Origin of the sequence: Vibrio hangzhouensis (genome assembly GCF_900107935.1) — a bacterium.
Classification (GTDB): domain Bacteria; phylum Pseudomonadota; class Gammaproteobacteria; order Enterobacterales; family Vibrionaceae; genus Vibrio; species Vibrio hangzhouensis.
In genome coordinates this window covers 196646-213191 of the sequence record NZ_FNVG01000001.1, presented here as the reverse complement: position 1 = coordinate 213191, position 16546 = coordinate 196646, and the positions used below count along the sequence as shown (strand labels likewise).

Below are 16546 nucleotides of genomic sequence, written 5' to 3'. Positions count from 1 at the left end.
TTAGTCCGCCCCTTTATTTTGTGTCGAGGAGGTCTGTCCTGATGACTTTCGTGACAGACCCGGAGTAGGAGTCTCGTCAATAATAAATTGCTCACCAATAACCAAATTACCCACACCAGCCGGTACGGGTGCTGGTCTTTGACTTGCAGGCGCAATGGTAATGAAGTGGTGTGCAGCTGGAACAAGAATGTACCAGGGCAACTGTGCTTTGATTGGTTCGTCATTGCGTGCGCTATCCTGAAGTTCATAGTGGTTGGTTGTAAGATGGCTTATCTTCAACACAGATAGCCCACTGACGTTGGTCACGTTGTCCTGTTTTCGGATGAACGCAGACAATTTTGTCAAAGAGAGTTCCCAGCCTAAACCCTGATTCATTCCTTCTGGATTCCATGGACAAAGTGCTTCCATGACCGCATATTCGAGTCGACGGATCGCCAGGCCGTGATGTACTCCTTCTAAAAATGTTACGGAGCAGCGAATCTGAATCGTTTCGTAGCCTGCGTTGCGTACTTCAATACGAGAGTGTGAACGAGCAATATGCGCTAAGTAATCTCTTATTTTCATGAGTGTGGCGGAATCCAAACGCCGAAATTTGCATGGGTTGTGTTCGCATAAACGCTCTTTTGGTATTACCGTGATCAAAACCTTTCCAGGGCAGGGTACGCCGGAGTTATACCGTCTTGCAGGAAAACAGGTTGCCGAATCAACCTCAGGGAACTGCTGTAGTACCAGCCGTTCGTAGTCCCATGGAGTAATGGCTTTTCCTTTATGACGTAATAGTTCACTGGTTCTAATGACCCACTGTTTGTGTGTTTCTTTTGTATTTTGGTGTGCGAAAGGAGTGAGTTGTGTGATGGCACCCAAATTAGCGGGCATCGGTAAGCTTTGCCATGTAGCAAAGTCGCTTAAAGTTGAATCAGATTGCATTTCGCCTGTTACCTGAATGACGTGAGTCGCAATCTGGTGGCACTTCGGATACAGGTTGATGCCCCTATTTGTACTTACCCTTATCCAGAATAAACCTGAGGGCATAACATTGTGCACAGTGTCGATTCTTTCAGGAATATCTAAAGTTATAATCCCCGATGTTAAGAAACCGTGAGTGGTATCGTGAATAATGTGCTTGGCCGGGAGCGGTAGCCAATGATCACCCACCAGGTAATACCACTGAGATTCTGAAGACGGATAGGGAGTGAGGAGTTTTGAGTCATCATTGAGAAGAAAGTACAAATTGAGGTAACCGGACAGTTCTGCACCTTTAATGCCAACCATTAAGTGACCGTCTTCAGCATATTGGGGAAGCAGGCGTGGATATGCAAATTTGTGTTTGTTATTTCGCGGATAGATATCGACTGACCCAAATGGATGAAGGTGAACAATGCGACATTGGTTTTTGGCGGACATGTCTCCCAGATCTATGGCTTGTAGTGCGCTATAACTCACAGATATTCGATTGAGCTTAGGCGTGTAAGGCGCCTTGGGTAGGGGCTGTTGATTCTTCGCCTTGACGTTCTGGGAAAGGGTCTTACTTAAAACCAGCCCATACTCATTGTGTCCAAATGCGGTTGATGGGGCGCTTAGTGTAATTTTAAACAGTCCGTTGCGTATACTCGACTGAGGTCCGTAAGGAAGAGCGGGCCAATCATGACGATTCGGAGTGTAACTGTTGCGAACAGAGCCGAAGGATAATGTGACGTTGCGCTCGAGTGGACCAGTTTTTGGTGAAAACAAGGTATGTTGATGCTGACCAATTTTTTCCCATCCCCCATTATTAAGGACTTCAGCGGTTACCTTGAAACTGTGGTTACTATAATCATATGAATATTCAGCGTAGTGTGATCTAAAACCATCACAGTTGCCGGGTAATCCACTCCACTCCAGATTAACGTCCAGGTGTCGAAGTGGCTTGGAGGCCAATTCCTTGCCTGCAATGACCAGGTAGGAGCCTTCGTTTGGTTGAGCTCCCAGTGGAAAAAACGGCTGACTGGGATCAGCTTGCCCGTCTTGGTTGAATAGTTGTAACTGAGTGACACCACTGACATTGCACGCCATTCTGAGTCCCGAAAACTCAAATCCGCTGAACACGCTATAGGCGAAACAGTTACTTTGGGCCTTCAAACTTAGCTTGATCGCCGGATCTTTGAACGCTCCCTCACTATTGTGGACATCAGGACCGAGTGCGGCAGTTTTGGGGAAACCAGGCTCAAGGCGAAGATTGAGTTCGCCCCCCATTTGGTGGTTCGTATTGTTCTCAATAGGGACGAATTGAGCGTGGTCTGCCATTTCCCAACCTTGTTCGGTAGAGAGGTATGCCTCAAAAGCATTTTCGAACAGCTGATAGAATGTATGGATGCGTGAGTGGTTTAGCAACAACGCCAGCGTGTCTTCGACTGTTTCGTCTATGGTTTTTTGGTTAATCAATGTTTGAGTCAGAGAGAAAATTTTGTTCTTGTCTTCTGACGTTAACCACTCTCCTGTTGTCAGGGCATAGCGCACCACTAGTTGCCCCAGTATCTTGAAAAAACATTCTTTTTGGGATGTGGTCGAAGCTTCAGGTGAAGGATTGTTGGCGATGTCATCCAGAAGCGCCAATAAAACACAGCGGTAAGCCTCTCTGGTCTGCAGTGTCGCATCTTCATCAATCCTGGCAACAAGTTCGGAGGAATTGACCTTAGCTAGTAACCTCCCCATGGGAATGTTATAAAGCCAATCACCCAAGACGGATGCTTGCAGTTGAATGATCTCGTTAACGACTAACTCGATGGCATCATCGGCAAGCTGACGACCATTATCATCGGGCTGGATTTCAATCGTTGTCGATTGCGTGTCGGCGACATACTGTAGATAAAATTCAGATAAGCGCTGATACAACTGGCTACTGCCGACTTCCTGCAGTTCGAATTGTAATGTAAGCTCCCGGAAGCCGTTCTCCAGCGAAAAAAGTGGATCAGAAATAATTAACCCCATTTGCTGGCTTTGACTTTCGTCGAGGTTGGCGCTGTGTCCAAAAATTTCAAATGATTTAGTTTGTTTACTTTTGCCCTCAGACGGTTCTGGTGTTGCCGACGCTTTGTGCTGGCTAACTCCGGAGATCAATCCGAGTTCAGTTTCGGGAGAAATGAGTGGATTTCTACGAAATGTTAAATTGAATACCCGGTCGATTTCAGCGTCTGTTATCTCCATTGAATAGGCGCTGCGATATATTATTGGCTCGAATGTCGTAGTGTTACCTGGTGTAAAGATGTGGTCTTTGCCTATGAACACAGCGGTGTTACTTGCCTTGTTTTGGGTCAACTTAAGGTATATCGGTTCCTCCGGAGCCAGCAGCGGTTTTTGAGCGAGTACATCGCGGTAGTAAAACTGTAAGTGCTTATCTGTAAACTCATTTATTTTTAATTGTGCACGTTCAAACAGTTTCAAAAAAGCCAGATAAAGGGCGATTTGAGGTGGATGCTCTCCATGGTGCTGCGACTTATCGAATGTTTCTCGACATTCTTGCTTCAGGTCACTAATAACCGATAGTATCTTAGAAAAGCAGTGTAGAGATTCTTCATGGATACTGGATGATGCAGTGACAGTATGTTCTGTCAGTGTATGATCGGGTAATTGCCAAAGTGAGTCTAAGTGTTCAAACTGAGAATGTAAGTTTTTTGGTGTGCATTGGTACAGATGCGCTAGCGGTTTACACAACTCAGTCTGGTAGTGGCCCAGAAGACTCAACTTAAGATCATGACTTAATGCCGGAGAGCTAGGTAGATTTTGATACCAGCTATCTAACAGATTGAAAAGATGAAGAATATATGCAAGGCCTTCCTGTTCTCCGATAATAAAACTGCGCTTAAATTGTTTTTTTAACTCAGTCTCGTCAGTGCTCAGTACGGCGGCACACACAACGAGTTCGTTACGCTCAAACATAACGCTCCAGTCCCCATCAAAGGCAGCCTCCTTATTTCGGTACGGAATCAGTCCGGCAAATTTTTTTGCCCAGATAATGAGTTGTTGAAAACTCAACTCATATGGCCGGAAAAATCCAGTTTCAAGTGCTCGATTACGCCTTTCACTTTGATAGGTCATGAACCTTCTCCAGTCTCGAATACGGGCATAAGTTCGGGAGCAATGAGAGTGCCCTCCTGGAGATAAAATGGGTAAACCATATTGTCACGTGTGTTTGTTGTGATGATGTTGTAGTGCAAATCAATGACAATTTTGCCTGCTACTGAATCCGGCGTGAGCGTGATCATCTCGAGGTCAATACGTGATTCAAACAACAGCACAGCCTGACGAATTTCATATTCCATTTCAGTCAGGGTTGTTTTGGTAAGTTCAGCGAAGACAAACCGATTAATACCACAACCAAAATCAGGGTGCATAATGCGTTCGCCCGGTGCTGTCGATAACAGGATGGTCAGACTTTGCCTGATGTCCACTTCATTTTTGCAAAGAGCGGCACTACGATCGTCGTATGAAAAACTAGGGGGAAATGCCCAACCTGTTCCCAGAAATCCGCTGTCTCTGTCCATAACTCACTTCCTTGTAGAAATATTAACCGCCGATCATGACGGTCGGGCAGCCCATAGCGACATTGCCACCATGGTTAGTGGTATCACCCATTCGTGCTGCGGGTTTGCCTCCAATCATAACCGTCATCGAGCCTGTCACTATGGTTGATGGAGGGCCAACACAGGTGCACATATCACCCACGACGGATGCTGGAATGCTACCTATTAACACGGTTGGTATCCCGGGACCTATGACAGGCCCGCCCACATGTGGGACCGGAGGTAGCCCCGGAGTGACCATTGGGCATACATGCATATCCGTAATTCTTGCAGCAAATGGCATTGTTGATTCCTTTTCTTATTTAGCGGATTAGTTGATCTTTACCATTCCACCCTTAATGGTCGTCATTCCGGAAGCGGAGAGCTCAGCGGTTGCGGATCCTTTCGCTGTGAGGCCCGTTTGCGCCTCGGCACTCACATTGAGCCCTTTAATGGCCACGTCTGATTGGGCCTGTATGTTCGTGCTGCCTGTTGACTTCAAAGAGATATCTCCCTTGGCTGAGATAGTAATGTTCTTGGGAGAGTCGAGTTTGATTCCGCTTTCATTCATTTCGATGATGTTGCTGTTCTGGTCAGCAAGTTTGATAGATTTATCCTTGTCGCTGATGGTAATGCTGTTGTTTCCAGGCGTAGTAATCGTGACTACTTTATCCTTGTCATCAAACTCTACTTTAAGTTTGCTCCTGGTGACGATTGCTTTGGTGTTGTTGTCTGCCGTGAGGTCATATGGCATGGCTTTTTTGCTACTGAACAGGCTCCCAAGTATGATTGGCTGACTTGGGTCCTGGTTTAAGTAACCCAGAACAACTTCGTCTTCTATTTCAGGTATGAAGAAATTGCCACTCTGATTAGTAGCGTAATAAGAACAAAGCCTTGCCCACAGTAGGTTACTGTCATCGCCTAAAGCGGGAACTTCAACCTGAACTCGATATTGACTTTGGGGGTCGCTATCCAGTTTCTTTACAACTCCAATTTGCAAACCATCAACAGGCGGTAACCAGCCACAGGCCGGTGGCGCGCCGAGATCTCGGTGTTCAGTAGACCACATGGGGGACAAACCAAGGTCGACAGTGGTCAACCATTGTCCACGGTCGATTCTGTGGTGAACGGCTCCTACATAATGAGAGCCGTTAAATCTGTCACCAACACCAGCTAGCTCAATCAAAGTGTCAATTTTCGCTTTTGCGTTTCCTTGAAAAGTAACGGTCCCTCGTACCTTAGACAGTAAAGACTTTGTCCTTTGCCCTTTGGCCCAGTTAGTGAGGCTTTCCTGTGTGTATGCGGCGGAAGTCTGCATACGATAGTCATCGATCGACAATACTTTGGCCAGTTCTTGAGCGCCAAAATTCCCTTGCTTGGAAATTGAAGCTACGGGGGATTGTCCGGTGAGCATTTTTTGTTGGCTCGGATCCCAGGCGGTGGTCGTGACTTTGCTTAATTGTGAGCGTGCATCGACTTCTGCAGACAGGTTGATGAGGTCTGTGCCGTAGGTAACTACGAGTGCAGCAGGGTCGGAGACTGAAGGGGATGCGATCTTGAGTGTATTTTGTAGATTCACCACAACTAGTCCATTTGCTTCTGCTCGGGTCAGCATAAAATCCCAGTCACTGCAGTGAAACTGGACGAGTTCATCATGCTCTTGTGTGGTTTTTTCGACGTTTTTATTGGTAACGTTTGAATACTTATTAATAAGGGAGCTGACAATGTCGCTATCGCTTTTTTGCAGATAGCTTTGACTATGTCGGGATATCGTCATAGCGATCGCTTGATCTTTGCAACTGATTTGTAAGGTAGAGAGATTGTCATCAGTGATGCGGATGGCATGTCCGGTTACGACACCCTCAAATATGGTTTCTTCTTTGCCGCTGTAGCCAGCATCAATCGTAATAACAGAGCCAGGTTTAAACGTCTCACCAGAACTGTTTGTGAACGTTTGTGCTGCTACATTGCCGTCGTTCAACGAAATCTCTGCGTAAGCGATATGGTTAACTTGATAAAACACGTCGATAGCCAACACACCTATTTTGCTGTCTATCGTGTTCCCATTCGCCTTAATGCTAAATGAGGTAACGCCGCTGTTGGTGGAGATAGGAGACTCTGCCATATGACCTCGTTATTGACTCAATGGTGGGAAATACAGCCGGGTGCCCGGATTGATATTGCGGATACTGGGCAGCTTGTTAAAAGCCGCAACCTTGGGGTAGTAAGAGCTGTCGTTATATATTTGATGACATAATCCAGGAAGAGTGTCTCCTGCTTTGAAAATGACATGGTGCGTAAGGTCCGGAGAGGATTTCTTGGCTAGTGCTTCTTTTTCTTTTTCGGTGAGAAATTGTGTGAAGCTCAGACTAACCGTTGCTCTTAATGGCACGCCACTAGAATCAAACAACACGTATGCCACCGCCATGGAAGTGAGTCGTCCACGAAAACTGAGGGTTGTTCCCCAACTTATTTTTACTGGGTTTGGCTCATGTTGCTTGCCATTGTACGCGTAAGCGACTTTCTTTAGCAGAGTAAGCTGGTCCTGAACTGACTTACCTTTTTTGTACTCAACCACACCCGTTGCATCGATCATAATTTCGAAATCAAGCTTTTCACTTTGATATCCCTGAAATTGAACGGTGGGAGCGATATCCCCCTGTGCTTGTTGGTGCTTGCAAGGGTCGTCGGTATACCCAATGCCGAAGCCATGCTTAATGGAATTCGGGTTTAGCATCGCTACAAAGGTTGTGGCAGCGTTACCGGATGCTGCGATCGACTCAATCTTGAGTTTGTCTACCATGTTTAACGTTCTCTGACTTCCTGTTGCAGCTTTCTATGCACCCACTTAATTGATTGAAATTGAGCGGTGTGTTGCACTGTATAGTTAGATAATGTATTACCGTTGTTACTTGAATCGTCGCAGCTGTGCTCTTGTTGTTTAGACGTCGTTTCTTTCTCAGTCGTTACATTAGAGCGAATGGACATTTGCTTAATTTCGATAGGCATAAACAGAATTACCTCTTCACCCTTTATTTTGTTCGGCTGGCTCTGCTGTAGCAGAGTTCGATTTCTTCAATGGCCACTTCATTTTTGGTAGAGCTAAAGCCTTCAACTCGCCACTTGACTGGGTAGGCGTTGTACAATACCCATACTCGACAGGGAGATCCTGAATTATCAAGTAGTCGGACAGATACAGTTTTCGGTACAATTGCTTTGGATAGTTGTGCCCCGACAATATCCTGACACCACTTGACCAGCGCAGAACCTGACTCCGCTATCCCTCTTTTCAGTAAAAGGTTTGAATGCTTGATCGACTTGGGCAGATGGTAGACGAGATTATTGCCGCCTTCTCGATATTCATCCGTCTCGATTTGTGCTTCCAGACCAGAAACTTCCTGAAATGCAGAGTCGTCCTTGTTGTTTCCGATTACTACGCTGAAATAAAAAGCAGGTAGGGGCCATTCATCTTCCATGCTGTATCAGTTCCCATGTCCAGTGTGTGCTCAAAATTTCCGGCCTGGCCACCGAGTAGAAGGTGGCCAGGTGTCTATAGTTAGGTCGAAATCTCCAACCCTTCATGAGCAAGTTCGATAGTCTCTACGGCGACTTCATTGCCGTCCGATTTCAAATCGGTTCCGGAAACCTTGGTTGGCCAGGCATTCTTCAATTTCCAGCTCATTACTGGGGAGCCACCTTCATCAAGTAGATTGATGGTGACAGCCGTGCGAGCAATAGTGTTCATCTTGATCTTGCTGTACCAGTCGTAAAATTTATTGTCACTTTTGAAAATACCTTTTTTCAAAGTGACATTACTGGTTTTTACAATGCCTGGCATTTTAACGGTTGAGAATACCTTGCTATTACCGGCTCGATATTCGATGGGTTGTGCTTCAGTATCCAGACCGGAAATCTCTTGAAATGCTGCAACCATCTTTGCATCGGCTCCGGCACCACCATCCCATTTCACTTCAAAATGAAATTTAGGCATCGGCCATACGGTTTCTGTTTGAGCTGAACCATCATCTGCCATGGTTGTCTCCTTTTACAATTAATTAGTAACGAAGGACTACAGCGAAATGCCCTCTATGCTTAAAACTTAGGGACTATGATTCTTGCATTTTCTGCTGGAACGTAATTTCAATGAACTCTGCAGGGCGAGTGATCGCCACAAGAACAGTGATCCTCAAAATGCCCTCTAGGATGTCATCGCCAGTCATGGTTTTCCCGAGACCCACGCTAACGCTATACGCTTCAGCAGGTGCGGCACCCGCCAACCCTCCACGTTTCCAGATTCCGTATAGGAAGTTGCTGATCATGCTTTCCATTGAAACCCAGGTACTGGCGACATTTGGCTCAAACACATAAGCCTTGGAGGCAAGCTTTATCGATTCTTCTAGCATGATCATAGTGCGGCGAACGTTAATGTAGCGCCAGTCGAGGCTGTTACCATCAAGCGTACGTCCGCCCCAAACTAAAGTACCTTCACCTACAAAGGGGCGAATTGCGTTAATGGATTTACCTTGGGTGGTCACATTGAGATCTTCCTGTTCATCGTCGCTGATGTTGACGGTAGGGGCGATGACGGCGTTCAGACTCACATTGGCTGGTGCTTTCCATACTCCTCGAGAGTTGTCTACCATGGTATAAATGCCGGCCATGGCGGCAGCGGGTGGCAGGATATTTTGTTGATGTTTCACCTCGCTCATGATGGTTTGGTAAAGCGGGCTCATCGTTTGTAATACTTTATCAACCAAGACTTGCTCCTGGTCGGATAAATCGGTATTTGCTAACTTGGCGATCTCATCAAGCATCTGCTGTTTTCGGGTTGCTCGTAGCTTGTTGCCACCACTTTTCAGTTCGTCCTCTGAAAGACCTTCCAAATCCTTGAATGCGCTATTCACTTCATTTGTTAATAATTCAGAAAGCTTATCTAAGTTACTAATATTGTGAAAACTAACATCACTATCCTGAACGATAGAGGTATCAAGCCAAGGGTAGTAAGCTGATGCATAGTCCAGGTAATTAATACCTAGTTTCGAGCGGAAATTCTCTACGCAATCACCGCTAGAGGCTTGCCTGTCTTTAAAACCTTCCCAAATATCGAGAATGGCCACCCGGTTTTTCATCTTGCCACCGCAATGCCCTAGCATGGCTTGCTGTACATTAATGCAGTCATCCTCTGCCAACTGCACACTTTCAGGAATGACTAACATGGTTGCTTCAGGCTCTTTAATCAGCGGATCTATGCCTCCTTTGAGCTTGTCAGGAGCGATATCATCCTGGTAGCTACCGACAGAAACTATGTAGCAGGGACCGCCGCCATTTTGGAAGAAAAATAACATGTTATGATAAAGTGTGTAGCGATTGTTCGATTGCTTGATCTGATAGGCTGTGTCTTGCTGACGAAAGTCAACTTGTGCCTCCGGACCTTCTTCAGCTTCGCTGATTTCAAAAGTTGGCAGAGGTGCTCCACCGAAATACTGACGGAACTCAGACATAGAAGTGATTCGCCAAGGAACATTACTCAGTGACTTTCCGCCATTAACCGCTTTCTGTGTATAGCCAATAAACGCCGGAACGGCAGTAGCAACCTCGACAACAGAATTGGGGAAGGCGTTTTTCTCAACGATATAAACGCCTGGTGTTTTCATCACACCCATAGTTAAATCCTTTTGGTTAGATTGAATGGTGACCGAATGCTCGCAATTTGCTGAGAATGACATCACTCAGTACTGCTGTCATAGCGAGGCATGTTGCTAATACTAATGTAGTAAAAAAAAAGCTAAGCATTAACTTTAGTTTAGGTATAGATGGTGTCATTTGGGCTGTCAAGGTGATGATTTTCATATTAATGCGCTGATTTTGTTATATTTTTATCAATAACCTCTAAGGTAAATAAATATGGCACAGTCGATGTTTTTCTTCGTCTATTTGTGTAATTTCTATATGCTCAGGGGTGGCGTTAGCGAGTCTGCGATAAACAATTTTGTGGTTATTTCTGAGTTGAAAGGATAGATCGGACCTCAGTGTCACTGGTAAAGCTATACTGGAACGATAAATTACGTATCGTCGATTGCTAAGCATCTCTTCGCCAATATTTTCGAAGTTGTACTTTCCAGTTTTATCAAGAATTTGATAATCGGAAATGGGGTTTATAGTGGGGACGTAGTACTGCCAAAAAGCCGAAATGTTTGGGAAGTCTAAAGTATAGCTTTTATTTTTATCGTAAAAATGCGATCGAGATAACTCAATATTAACAACTCCGACTAACTTATGGCTTAGTTCAAACTCGGAAATAGAATGGCGATAGTTACTGTCAAAAATGTCCTGAGAGTTTAGCCAGTGTTTAGGAGAGGCTATTTGGGCAGATGAACGATAGTCATTAAATTCAAACAAAGCAAAACATAACTCCCTATTGACTGGTATCTCGGTATAGTTACGGAAAAAGACGTCACCACTGAATATCTTGAATATCAAGTTTACTGGTTCATCAGGGGGAGGAATACTCTCGAGCATATCTAGATCAGCGATGATGCAGATCCCGCTCGATGTCGGTTTAAGAAACATATGGTACTGCTGGAGCCAATGGGCAGTCGTGTCGGTGGGTTTCACCTCTATCGGAATTGTCTTGCCACTGTCCTCGAAGTAACGGTGGTTAACTGAAATTGCCAAATAATTTGTGTAACGGGCCATTATTTATCCTCTTTGACCAGGTTAGATTTAACTAGGTTAAGTTGTCCAGCTTGTCGGAGTAATGTATCGGAATCAGGGATAACAATTCGCACTTGATAGACACAGGAGGGAAGGTAGTTTGACCCTAGCATACTCCACATATGACTGAGTTCGCCTTCCGAAAGGGTCTCCATTTCAAGCCCTATTTGTTCAACGAACTCAGGGAGGTCCGGAGAATTTTGTCGTGTAAATAATGGGTTTCTATTACAAAATGCGAGGAGGTGAGACAAAATTTTTAATCCATCGCTATAGTTGGTAGCTGTGAAATTCGCTGCAACCACTACAGAAATAGCGAGATAGAGTGGTTTACTTGTCATTGCTGTTTTCTGCTGGGTGGGGTACGCACCTCTATTGCTATTCTTTGAAAAGGGATCTTTCTCAATCCCACTAATAAAAATAAGGACTTTGTTTTCATTGCTATTAACATCTTCCTTATTATTGTTAGAGGGGCAGGCGACAACAATAAGGTTGTCGGATAATTCGAATGTTGCATTTATTGACTGGTTCATACGCTCACAAAGGTATTTAAGACAGCTATCTAACATAGTGTTCCCTCACTCGTTTGAACTTTAGTTTAGCTTAATTTTATTGGAATGGTGCTCTGGTTATAGAAAGTCGTTATTATTAGAAATATATATAAATTGAACCTATTGATCTTTATAGGATTTATAGAAAGTTAACCGGCTGGATTTATTTCGATATATTTTCTAGGTAGGCGTTGCGTAATGCTTGTGACACTTTAGAAACTGGTGTTCTATTTAATTGTTGACATACCTGCCAACCTGCGCGGGCAATGGCGTTGATGTCTACACCGGTTTCAATGCCTAATCCTTCACAAAGAAAGAGCACTTCTTCTGTGGCGACGTTACCTGACGCGCCTGCTGCGTAAGGACATCCTCCCAAGCCTGCTACGCTACTGTCGATGGTGTTAACGCCCATAGTGAGAGCCTGATAAATATTGGCAAGCGCTTGGCCGTAGGTATCGTGAAAGTGAACCGCAAGCTGATCAAAACTGATGCCCTTTGAGACATGCTCTAACATGCGAGCAATTCTTAACGGTGTTCCGGTACCTATCGTATCTCCAAGTGAGATCTGATAGCAGCCCAGGTTTCTGAGCTCACTAGCAATGGCAGCGACTTGTGCGGGGGAAGTGGCGCCATCATAGGGGCAGTCTGCGACACAGGAAAGGTAGCCCCGAACTCTCAGCCCAGCGGTGTTCGCCGCGTTGATAACAGGCACAAAACGGTTAATGCTCTCTGCTATTGAACAATGAATATTGCGTTGACTGAAGGACTCGGAACAGGAGGCGAACACGGCGACTTCAGATGCGCCTGCGGAAATGGCCGCTTCCAGTCCCTGAACATTTGGTGTCAGGGCAGAGTAGGTCACGCCCTTGTGACGAGTGATTTGTTTGAGGACTTCGGCGGAATCCGCCATTTGTGGCACTCGTTTGGGAGACACAAACGCCCCTGCTTCAATATGTCGCAAGCCTGAAATTGAAAGGGCATTGATTAATGCGACCTTTGTTTTCAAAGATACGGAGGCTTCATTTTGCAGCCCGTCTCGTGCCCCTACCTCCACAATATTAACTTTCTGGGGGAGTAGAATTGATGCTGCTACAGAATCGATGACCACAGCCTCACTCCTTAGTGACCCAGTCTGGCTTAGTTTTGCTGAAAAAAGCGCGGATTCCTTCTTGTCCTTCAGGGGAGACTCGGGCTTTAGCAATGACCTCACTGGTCAATGTAGAGAGTGTTCCATCAATAGTATGCTGGTGACAGTGGTGAATTAATGCTTTGGTTGTTTGAAGAGCGACAGGGCCATTGTGACAAATGCGTTTTGTGATTTTGCTCAGATACCCTTCAATCGCTTCGGCGTCGAGAAGTTCATGTACCAAACCTAGTTCCAAAGCGCGTTGTGCTGGAATGATTTCGGCCGTTAACATAAAACGACGAGCGTGGCGTGCACCCAAGGTTCTGACCACATACGGGCAGATGGTAGCAGGCACTAGCCCAAGCTTGACTTCACTAAGACAAAACTGACTGTCTGTTTGGGCAATAACCATATCACTGCAACACAGCAAACCAAGCGCACCTCCGTAGGCCGCTCCCTGGACCACTGAAATTGTAGGTATCGGTAAGGTATCAAGGCAACGCATTAAGTGAGCTAAGCGTTTGGCATCCTCAAGATTTTCGATTTCGCTTTTACTCGCCATCGACTTCATCCAGGCTAAATCCGCACCAGAACAAAAGTGCTTACCGCTTCCTGTTAAGACTAAGCAGCGAACCTCTGGGTTATTGGCGAGATTGCTCAATGCGGTCAACAGTAATGAAATGATGCGATCATCAAATGCATTTCCTTTCTCTGGCCGATTCAAGGTGATGGTAGCAATACCTAGGTGATCGACGCTGATGAGTACAGGTTTGTCTGTTTCCATGATGGCTCCTTACATCCTGAATATGCCAAACTCACTATCCGGGATAGAGGCACCTGCCACCGCATTTAACGCCTGAGATAGCACGTTGCGTGTCTCTTTTGGGTCGATAATTCCATCATCCCATAACCTTGCGCTGGCATAGTAAGGATGGCCCTCGGTGTCGTAACGTTGGATAATACTTTGCTTGTAAGTCGCCTCATCTTCTCTTGACCAGTGCTCGTTAGTTCGGCTCTTGACGTCTCTTTTCACCTGAGCGAGTACGTTGGCTGCCTGTAGCCCTCCCATGACAGAAATGCGGGCATTGGGCCACATCCACATCATGGTTGGGTCATATGCGCGGCCACACATTCCATAGTTACCCGCGCCGTAAGAGCCGCCAATAATAATGGTAAATTTAGGGACATCGGCACAAGAGACCGCCATGACTAACTTGGCTCCGTGTTTCGCAATGCCGCCTTCTTCATACTGTTTGCCGACCATAAATCCGGTGATGTTTTGCAAAAACAGTAGCGGTATCTTTCTCTTGGCACATAGCTCTATAAAATGCGCTCCTTTTTGTGCAGACTCGGAGAAAAGAATGCCGTTATTGGCGACGATACCGATCAGGTGACCGTTAATTCGGGCAAAACCACAGACGAGTGTAATGCCAAACAGGGCTTTAAACTCATCAAACTCTGAACCATCGACGATACGTGCAATTATCTCACGAACATCAAATGATAACCGTAGATCTGCATTTACCACCCCGTAGATTTCGGCAGGATCGTAGCAAGGTTCAACGGAGGAGGCAGTAAGCAAGGGCGAACTCACATTACAATTGGCTACGGCTTGCCGGGCCAAAACCAGAGCATCTTTTTCGTCGGTTGCGCAGTAGTCGGCGACGCCCGACTTCTTACAATGCACGTCTGCACCGCCAAGCTCCTCGTCGGTGACTTGTTCCCCCGTGGCCGCTCTGACCAGTGGTGGGCCAGCAAGAAAAATCGTGCTTTGTTGCCTGACCATGATGGACACATCAGCCATGGCGGGTACATAGGCTCCGCCAGCGGTGCACAGACCTAGCACCACCGCTATTTGCGGAATGCCCTTAGCTGACATACGAGCTTGATTAAAGAAGATTCGCCCGAAGTGTTCTTTATCTGGAAATACCTCTGCCTGATGAGGCAAGTTGGCACCACCTGAATCCACCAGGTATATGCAGGGTAACTGACAGCGAGAGGCGATTTCCTGGGCTCGCAGATGTTTTTTAACGGTTAGGGGGTAGTATGTTCCGCCTTTTACGGATGGATCATTAGCTATGATCATGCACATGATGCCGGAGACATAACCAATGCCCGCCACGACACCAGCGCAAGGGACATCGTCGTCATATACTTTGAACGCTGCGAACTTAGCGATTTCTAGAAAAGCTGAATTGTTATCCAGTAAGGCATTAATGCGTTCCCTGACAGGAAGTTTGCCTTTGGCGCGCTGTCTGGCAATGGCCTTTTCACCCCCACCTTGCTCGATTTGGGCAGCATTGGCTTCCAAATCAGCGACCAATGCATTCATGGCAGACTGATTATTAATGTACAGCTCTGATTGAGGTTTTATTTTACTGACTAATTTGCCCATGGCTCCCCCGATTAATTGGATTCATCAAACAGTTCTCGGCCGATGAGCATACGTCTGATTTCCGAGGTTCCAGCGCCAATTTCATACAGTTTTGCATCTCTGAGTAGACGACCAGCGGGAAACTCGTTGATATATCCGTTTCCTCCCAGCAACTGGATGGCATCGAGTGCCATTTGAGTCGCTAGTTCAGCCGTGTAAAGTATGACTCCTGCAGAATCTTTTCGGGTTATTTGACCTCGGTCACATGCGCTTGCCACAGCATACAGGTAGGCGCGTGCAGCGTTGCAACGGGTGTACATGTCAGCAAGTTTGGCCTGAACTAACTGAAACTCGCCAATCGCACGTCCAAATTGTTTTCTTTCGTGAACATAAGGGATAACGAGATCGAGGCATGCCTGCATGATACCAAGAGGGCCAGCTGCCAGAACGACACGTTCATAGTCGAGGCCGCTCATAAGCACTTCAATCCCCTTATTGACTTCACCAAGTACGTTATCGATAGGGACTTTACAGTTTTGAAAAACCAGTTCACAGGTATTTGAACCACGCATGCCGAGTTTGTCGAGTTTCTGGGCGTGACTGAATCCGTCAAACTGCTTTTCAATGATAAAGGCTGTGATCCCGTGTTGCGCTGCATTAGGGTCAGTTTTTGCGTACACCACCAGAATATCGGCATCAGGGCCGTTGGTGATCCACATTTTGCATCCGTTTAATAGGAAATGATCGTCAAAGCGCTCAGCTCTTAGTTGCATGCTGACGACATCAGAACCTGCGTTTGCTTCACTCATCGCCAAAGCACCAATGTGAGAGCCATCGACGAGCTTCGGCAGGTAGCGAGCTCGCTGCGCATCGTTGCCATTACAAAATATCTGGTTAACGCAAAGGTTAGAGTGGGCACCATAACTTAACGCCACGGAGGCTGATGCTCTGCTGATTTCTTCAAGTGCAACGACATGAGCCAGATAGCCCATTCCGGCTCCGCCATATTGCTCAGATACCGTAACACCTAAAAGCCCGATTTCGCCAAGTTGGGGCCAGAGCTCGTTGGGAAAGGCATTGTTCGCATCTATTGTCGAAGCGATCGGCGCAATGTACTCGCGGGCAAAGCCGCTAACATGTTCACGAAGCAGGTTAATGGACTCGTCGAGCCCAAAGTTAAGTGGTGTGTATTGGTTAGTCATAGAACCTCCCTTCAACTGGAAGAAACTCTACTTCTGCTCCGTTA

Annotated in this window: 15 protein-coding genes; all 15 read right to left on the bottom strand. The window is 46.2% G+C overall.

All coding sequences use genetic code 11. From position 1 onward, the window contains the following. Positions 1 to 4074 (bottom strand): hypothetical protein, encoded by a 4074-nt coding sequence (locus C4S60_RS00945; protein WP_103878442.1) that lies wholly within the window; start codon positions 4072 to 4074, stop codon positions 1 to 3. Then, the gene (locus C4S60_RS00940; RefSeq protein ID WP_103878441.1) at positions 4071 to 4520 is read right to left on the bottom strand and encodes a GPW/gp25 family protein; all 450 of its coding nucleotides are present in this window, start codon (positions 4518 to 4520) and stop codon (positions 4071 to 4073) included. Before C4S60_RS00940 ends, C4S60_RS00945 begins: the two co-directional genes overlap by 4 nt. Before the next feature lie 22 nt (positions 4521 to 4542). Continuing rightward, positions 4543 to 4842 carry a PAAR domain-containing protein gene (locus tag C4S60_RS00935; protein ID WP_103878440.1) on the bottom strand — a complete coding sequence of 100 codons (300 nt, stop codon included), beginning with the start codon at positions 4840 to 4842 and terminating at the stop codon, positions 4543 to 4545. 27 nt (positions 4843 to 4869) lie between these two features. Then, on the bottom strand, positions 4870 to 6663 hold the full coding sequence (vgrG, locus tag C4S60_RS00930; protein ID WP_103878439.1) for a type VI secretion system tip protein VgrG: 1794 nt from the start codon (positions 6661 to 6663) through the stop codon (positions 4870 to 4872). Between the two features lie 9 nt (positions 6664 to 6672). Next, entirely contained in the window at positions 6673 to 7341 is a 669-nt protein-coding gene (locus tag C4S60_RS00925) for a CIS tube protein (RefSeq protein WP_103878438.1), read from the bottom strand. A gap of 2 nt (positions 7342 to 7343) precedes the next feature. After that, positions 7344 to 7547, bottom strand: a complete 204-nt coding sequence (locus C4S60_RS00920) for a hypothetical protein (protein WP_103878437.1) — start codon at positions 7545 to 7547, stop codon at positions 7344 to 7346. Positions 7548 to 7570: 23 nt separating this feature from the next. Next, positions 7571 to 8014: a phage tail protein gene (locus C4S60_RS00915; protein ID WP_103878436.1), complete on the bottom strand. Its 444-nt coding sequence runs from the start codon at positions 8012 to 8014 to the stop codon at positions 7571 to 7573. An 80-nt stretch (positions 8015 to 8094) separates the two neighbouring features. Then, on the bottom strand, positions 8095 to 8571 hold the full coding sequence (locus C4S60_RS00910; protein WP_103878435.1) for a phage tail protein: 477 nt from the start codon (positions 8569 to 8571) through the stop codon (positions 8095 to 8097). Between the two features lie 73 nt (positions 8572 to 8644). Further along, positions 8645 to 10201, bottom strand: a complete 1557-nt coding sequence (locus C4S60_RS00905; RefSeq protein WP_103878434.1) for a phage tail sheath C-terminal domain-containing protein — start codon at positions 10199 to 10201, stop codon at positions 8645 to 8647. Between the two features lie 226 nt (positions 10202 to 10427). Then, a complete protein-coding gene (locus C4S60_RS00900; RefSeq protein WP_103878433.1) occupies positions 10428 to 11234 on the bottom strand; it encodes a hypothetical protein in 807 nt (268 codons plus the stop codon). Next, positions 11234 to 11818 carry a Pvc16 family protein gene (locus C4S60_RS00895; protein ID WP_103878432.1) on the bottom strand — a complete coding sequence of 195 codons (585 nt, stop codon included), beginning with the start codon at positions 11816 to 11818 and terminating at the stop codon, positions 11234 to 11236. The genes C4S60_RS00900 and C4S60_RS00895 overlap by 1 nt, the downstream gene beginning before the upstream one ends. A gap of 145 nt (positions 11819 to 11963) precedes the next feature. Beyond that, positions 11964 to 12881, bottom strand: a complete 918-nt coding sequence (locus C4S60_RS00890) for a hydroxymethylglutaryl-CoA lyase (RefSeq protein ID WP_103878616.1) — start codon at positions 12879 to 12881, stop codon at positions 11964 to 11966. Positions 12882 to 12912: 31 nt separating this feature from the next. Beyond that, positions 12913 to 13710 (bottom strand): enoyl-CoA hydratase-related protein, encoded by a 798-nt coding sequence (locus C4S60_RS00885; RefSeq protein WP_103878431.1) that lies wholly within the window; start codon positions 13708 to 13710, stop codon positions 12913 to 12915. Positions 13711 to 13719: 9 nt separating this feature from the next. Further along, positions 13720 to 15321 carry a carboxyl transferase domain-containing protein gene (locus tag C4S60_RS00880; RefSeq protein ID WP_103878430.1) on the bottom strand — a complete coding sequence of 534 codons (1602 nt, stop codon included), beginning with the start codon at positions 15319 to 15321 and terminating at the stop codon, positions 13720 to 13722. 11 nt (positions 15322 to 15332) lie between these two features. Beyond that, entirely contained in the window at positions 15333 to 16502 is a 1170-nt protein-coding gene (locus C4S60_RS00875) for an isovaleryl-CoA dehydrogenase (RefSeq protein WP_103878429.1), read from the bottom strand. Positions 16503 to 16546 lie beyond the last annotated feature (44 nt).